Genomic DNA, 5495 nt, shown 5'->3' with positions numbered 1-5495 from the left:
CATTGGTGGCCACAGTGAAGGTCTTGCTGGTTTCGCCCTGGGCGAAGGTCAGCGTTTCGCTGTTGGCGGTATAGTCACCGCCGGCCAGGGTCGCGGTGCCATCGGAGGTGGTGATAGTGACGGACTGGTTCGCCTGGGCATCGCCTGAGCGGGTCACGGTGAACACCAGGTTACCGCCCTCGTCAACCGAGACGTCATCGACGCTGAATACGGGCGCCGCATCGTTATCGAGAATAGTGCCGACACCGGCGCCATCGCCGATCACGGCACCATTGGTGGCATTGCTCAGGGTAACGTTGATGTTTTCGCTGCTTTCAAACAGCGCATCGTCATTGGTGGCCACAGTGAAGGTCTTGCTGGTTTCGCCCTGGGCGAAGGTCAGCGTCTTGCTGTTGGCGGTATAGTCACCGCCGGCCAGGGTCGCGGTGCCATCGGAGGTGGTGATGGTCACCGCCTGGTTCGCCTGGGCGTCGCCGCTGCGCGTCACGGTAAACACCAGGTTGCCACCCTCGGTAACCTGAACATCATCAACGCTGAATACAGGGGCCGCATCGTTATCGAGAATGGTGCCAACACCAGCGCCATCGCCGATCACGGCACCATTGGTGGCATTGCTCAGGGTAACGTTGATGTTTTCGCTGCTTTCAAACAGCGCATCCTCATTGGTGGCCACGGTGAAGGTTTTGCTGGTTTCGCCCTGGGCGAAGGTCAGCGTCTCGCTGTTGGCACTATAATCGCCGCCGGCCAGGGTCGCGGTGCCATCGGAGGTGGTGATGGTCACCGCCTGGTTCGCCTGAGCATCGCCTGTGCGGGTCACGGTGAACACCAGGTTACCGCCCTCGGTAACCTGAACATCATCGACACTGAATACGGGCGCGGCATCGTTGTCGAGAATGGTGCCGACACCGGCACCATCGCCGATCACGGCACCATTGGTGGCATTGCTCAGGGTAACGTTGATGTTTTCACTGCTTTCAAACAGCGCATCGTCATTGGTGGCCACAGTGAAGGTTTTGCTGGTTTCGCCCTGGGCGAAGGTCAGCGTTTCGCTGTTGGCGGTATAGTCACCGCCGGCCAGGGTCGCGGTGCCATCGGAGGTGGTGATAGTGACGGACTGGTTCGCCTGGGCATCGCCTGAGCGGGTCACGGTAAACACCAGATTGCCACCCTCGTCGACCGAGACGTCATCGACGCTGAACACCGTCGCCGGATCGCCATCCAAAATAGTGCCGACAGCGCTGTCGCCATAGATATCGCCGTTACTATTCAGGCTAGCGCTAAGGTTAAAGATCTCACTGGTTTCATCCAACCCGTCCGCCACCGTGTCGGTGCTGATCAGTACGGTGTAATCGCCACCGTCAGCCAGCGTGATCGGGCCAACCACATCACTCCAGGTCACACCGTTATCGATACTGTACTGATAATGAGCTTCGTTATAGTCGGCATCGACGGCCGTACCGTCGGCAAGGCTCAGCACCAGGCTGCTGCCCGCTGCCGCCTTCGAGATATTCAGCGTAAAGACGGCATCCGCACCTTCCGGCACCTCAATATCACCGACGCCGGTTCCCGCGTCCTTGAATTCGACAGTCGGAACATCCGCATCAAGAATGGTAGTAGTCACGGTGTCCTGAACGATGGCTGGCTGGCCATTGACCGTAGCACTCTGGAGCACGACGCTGAAACTTTCATCTGCCTCGTCGACGCCGTCAGCGAGCGTCGTCACCTTGAAGGTGGCCACAGTGTCGCCGATGCCCATTCCGCCCGCCGGAACCGTTACCGTCAGGACTCCATCCGCACTGTTGTAGTCAACATTTTCCTGCGCACTATCAAGCCCCAGCCCGGTACCAATCGACAACTTGATAACCTGGCCTGCCTGCAACTCGGCGCCACTCAGCGCAATACTGTAGTCTGCAGCGAAACCCTCGCCGACCGACTCATCACCTGAGAGAGTGAATACGGGAATATCATCATCAAAAATCGTGATCTGCGCCTGGCTCTGGGAACTGCTGATGGTCGCATTGCTGGCACTCAGCAGAACAATATCGAGGACTTCGTTGCCTTCGAACAGGGCATCTTCGGTGATATAAACAGTAACTGGGAACTGGGTCTCGCCGGCCGGGATATCGACAGTATGAACACGAGCACCGCCATTGTGCCAGTCTTCGAGATAAGTGGTAGAGAGATCCCGCAGCTCATAGGTAACACTGATAACCTGATCCGAAGCCTTGTCCAGCGTCAGCAGGAAGGTCACCTGCCGCTCGCCGCCACCGGTTCCCTCCAGCACGGTAACCGAATTACCGTCAACCAGAACAGGAAACTCTGTCGTAGGTTCTGTCGGCGGCTCACCGCCACTGGGCGGCGTTTCAACGTCGACTTCTACAGTGACACTGACGACAGGATCCGCCGGCGTAATTAACACGTCTTCATTATTAGGTGCGGTAAAACCGCGACTTAAGCCACTGGTCTGATAACCTGCCTCGGGAGTTACTTCCTGACCGGTACGGGACAACTGGACAAAAGACGAACCTGAGTCCCCCGGACCACCGGCTTCACCCGGCGCCTGGCCTGCGGCGGTAGCTTCCGCCACGGCGGTGGGATCTTCACCCGCCAGGATCGCGGCCTGGATGGCATCAATTTCGCCCGTTTGCTGTAATGCCTGATCTGCGCTCTGACTGGATGCAACCGACTGGGATGAGTCGAACTGGGCGGCATCGGCATAGAATTCGGGGGTAATAAGCGCCTGCTGACCCGAGGCCAGGGCAACGGTTTCGCCCGAGGCGCCGATCAACTGCACACTGCCACCACTGGCAACTCGGATCAGCTCTCCTTCGAACAGAACATCACCCACCGCCAGAATACGCTCGCTGCCATCGGCGGCAACGGCGACGACGGTGCCGCTGATCGAGGTTACCGTTGCGGCAACATCCTGGTTCTGGGACTGACCATCACCGCTATTGGCAGTCAGGAAGCCTGCATCGACCGTCGCCTCCTGACCCGAACCCAGCGCCAGCATTTCGCCGTTAGCCGCAGCAATTTCGATTCGCCCGCCATCGGCCACACGAATTTGATCACCCTCATAGAGAGGATCACCCAGCGAGAGAACCCGTTCGACACCATCGGTACCGACAGCCACAACGGTTCCGAAAATGAAACTGACATTACCTGCTACGTCCCCGATAGCCATGACTAATCTCCTTGGTCTCGATAGCTGCCCAAATCAGGCGATACCTAAACATAGGGACTAAAACCAGGCGCGCCTATTGTACCGTGGTACAGTGCAGGACATATCGACACAAAAGTCGCAATAGGAAGAATGACTAAAGATCAGGACTGACTATGATGGTGACGCGCCTTGATCTGCTGCAAACGCTGATAGGTATCGAGCAAGACTCGATGCGTGGCAAGACCTTCCAGGTTTTCCCCAATGACCGGGGCATCTACGAATATTTCTTCGCCGGCCAGCATCCGACGCACCCGATCCAGCAACGGCTGACCATAGATTTGCTGCAGCAGATAATCAAAATGCTCCGCATGGCGTTCGGAATCCAGGCGAAACTGCAGTAGCTGATTAATGCAGCGAAACAGTCGCATACGCTCATCGGAGAGCAAACCGCTGTGCGTGACCCAGCCACTCCACTCCTGCGCCCGGCTCAGATCACCTATTCGCAACGCCAGCAAACAGCGCAGTTCACCCACACTGAGCTGCCCCCAGTAGGTATCCGGATCGGCATACAGACACAAGAGTTCGCTGACTCGCAGATAATCATCCAGTTCCAGACTGTCGAGTTGCTGCTCAAGTTCGGCGGCCTGCTCAACGCCCAGTTCCGCGAGTTTCAATATCGAGCCTCGCATGGCCACCGCCCGATTATTGTTGTGATGCACGAGATAATCCACCGGATAGAGATCGCCCATCCCCGGCACCACAATCTGGCAGCAGCAAATCCCCAGATGCTCATGATCCGCGATATAAATATCCATATCGACGCGGTGAATCAGATAGCACAGGTGCTCAAACTCAACCTGACTGTCGCCTTCAATATTCCATTGCGTGAAGCTGTAGTCGGGCTTTCGCGACAACAGGTCCCAGGCGACCACGCCGCTCGAGTCGATAAAGTGCGCTTCCAGATTATCCTGCTCGGCCACCATACTGAGGTCAAAGCAGGGCAATGCAAAACCGTTCAAATCATCCAGATCCCGCCCCTGTAGCACGCCTGTCAGCGTGCGCTCAAGCGCACGTTCAAATTTGGGATGGGCGCCAAAGGCTGCGCAACAGCCTCCGTCCGCCGGGTTGATCAGCGTTATATTGACCAGCGGAAATTTGCCACCCAAGGATGCATCCTGCACCACCACAACGAAGCCTGCGGCACGCAGCGCGTCGAGAGACTCGCAAAATGCCGGATATTGGGCCAAAACCGCCTGCGGTATCTGCGGCAGACTAATGCCGGCCGTCAGAATAGTATTCTTTATATGGCGTTCAAAAATCTCCGAAAGCGCCTGAGTTCGGGCTTCCCAGCGCGAATGCCCTGCGGCCATGCCATTGCTGGTATAGAGATTATTCAGAATATTGACCGGCAGCCAGACCTGCTTGCCGGTGCGCTGGCGTGTAAAGGGAATGGCGCAAACTCCGCGCTGCTCATTGCCGGAGTTTGTATCCAGCAGCATTCGGGCCCGCAGCTGACCGTGCAAATCGAAGTGGTCCCGCGTTGCCTCATCGAGCAGCCCCTCAGGCAAGCCCTTGCCCGTGAGCGTAAACCAGCGCTCGTTCGGATAATGCACAAACTCAGCTTCAGACAGTTCCCTGCCAAAATAGTAATCGGCAAAAAAACGATTACAGGACAAGCGCTCATAAAACTCAAGCAGAGCACTGCCCAGCGCTGCATCGCGGCTGGCACCCCGCCCACTGCTGCCCAGCAGCGCACAAGCCCGGTCGCGTAACTGAACCGACCAGACATTGGGTACCGGATTAAACCAGCACACTTCCTCCAGGTCGAAACCCAGCGACTGGAGACCCTGACGCATCTGGCCAATACCTTCCAGTGGCGCATCGTTACCCGCTGCAGCACTCATATACTCTCCCTTGCCAACCACTTCTTATACTGTTTGCCCGAGCGTGCAGCCCTACACACCTGAAACCCTGTATTCCCTGTCTACCCGCATGACACCCGCCCAGGCCGAGGCGCCCGGCAGCGCCCGCACCATCATCTAGTACCGCGCTGACTTGCATGATTATAACCGCATCCCGTGTCATGAACGCAGCCCCACTCGACGCAAAAATCTTTTTTAAACTAAGGGGTTGACGCTGCCCGACCACCTCATTAATATACGCGGCCTCGGTTGAGACATTCCTCGATAGCTCAGTTGGTAGAGCAGTAGACTGTTAATCTATTGGTCGCTGGTTCGAGTCCAGCTCGAGGAGCCAATCGAAGATATTGGTAGTGATGTTCCCTGATAGCTCAGTTGGTAGAGCAGTAGACTGTTAATCTATTGGTCGCTGG

General features: G+C 57.0%; 2 protein-coding genes and 1 tRNA gene. 1 reads left to right on the top strand and 2 read right to left on the bottom strand.

Features of this window, described 5'->3' with window-relative positions; genetic code table 11:
• Both MRS74_RS23395 and ycaO read right to left on the bottom strand, forming a co-directional pair.
• On the bottom strand, window positions 1–3184 hold a 3184-nt coding region (locus tag MRS74_RS23395), incomplete at its 3' end, for a retention module-containing protein (RefSeq protein WP_254582697.1).
• Window positions 3185–3324: 140 nt separating this feature from the next.
• Window positions 3325–5067, bottom strand: a complete 1743-nt coding sequence (gene ycaO, locus MRS74_RS23390) for a 30S ribosomal protein S12 methylthiotransferase accessory factor YcaO (RefSeq protein WP_254582696.1) — start codon at window positions 5065–5067, stop codon at window positions 3325–3327.
• Window positions 5068–5343: 276 nt separating this feature from the next.
• Here ycaO and MRS74_RS23385 point away from each other — a divergent pair.
• Window positions 5344–5419: transfer RNA gene (locus MRS74_RS23385), tRNA-Asn, on the top strand.
• The last annotated feature ends 76 nt before the right edge of the window (window positions 5420–5495 follow it).

The sequence above is a fragment of the Marinobacterium sedimentorum genome, assembly GCF_024267675.1.
GTDB classification, from domain to species: domain Bacteria; phylum Pseudomonadota; class Gammaproteobacteria; order Pseudomonadales; family Balneatricaceae; genus Marinobacterium_A; species Marinobacterium_A sedimentorum.
The sequence above is the reverse complement of the archived record's forward strand: the minus strand, read 5'-3'. Positions and strand labels throughout refer to the sequence as shown.

Excerpts from the sequence above, each read along its gene's own strand:
- ycaO (WP_254582696.1), bottom strand. The coding sequence starts at position 5,067 with ATGAGTGCTGCAGCGGGTAACGATGCGCCACTGGAAGGTATTGGCCAG.